At 60.9% G+C, this 675-nt stretch carries 1 protein-coding gene; it reads left to right on the forward strand.

The window, feature by feature from the left end; all coding sequences use genetic code 11:
• Nucleotides 1–675: ABC transporter permease (locus ACXJ7R_RS35480; protein WP_457155855.1), on the forward strand; the 675-nt coding region annotated here is incomplete at both ends.

A 675-nucleotide genomic window follows, 5' to 3' on the forward strand; every position in this document is an offset into this window, starting at 1 on the left:
TTATTGCGCTGACCAACGTGGTGGCCTCGTTCCTTCTCAATGGATCTCCGACCTCGATTGCCCTTGGTATGATTGCAGTGCTGGCCGTCGGGGTGGCTTGCGGGCTGGTGAATGGGATCGTGGTTGTCTATGGCCGGGTGCAGCCAATCGTCACCACCCTTGCGACGGGTGGCATCTTCGGTGGCATCGCTCTGCTTCTGCGGCCTACGCCCGGAGGCAGCATCAATGAGACAATGTCAGATGCGCTCACCTATGCAGTGGCAGGCGCCCCGGTCTCGGCGATTATTCTTGTCATCGTTCTTGTCGCTCTGATGGTCCTTCTGCGCCGGTCGGACATCGGTCTCGGCCTCTATGCCGTCGGATCGTCGGAACAGTCGGCTTACATGACCGGCCTTCGCGTGAACCGGCTCAAGCTCATTGCCTACGGCAGCAGCGGCTTTATCGCGGCCCTTGCCGGCATCTATGTCAGCATGGTCACGCTTACTGGCGATCCCAATATCGCGCCGTCCTACACGCTGAACTCGATCGGCGCCATCGTGTTGGGCGGAGTGGCGTTGAGCGGTGGCGTCGGCAGCCCCATCGGCGCCGTTATCGGCGCTTTGATCCTCAAGACGATCTCGTCGCTGATGTTCTTCTCCGGGCTGCCGCCGTTGGCGCAACCGTTCTTCGAGGGAT

This window comes from Mesorhizobium sp. P5_C1, from assembly GCF_054049815.1.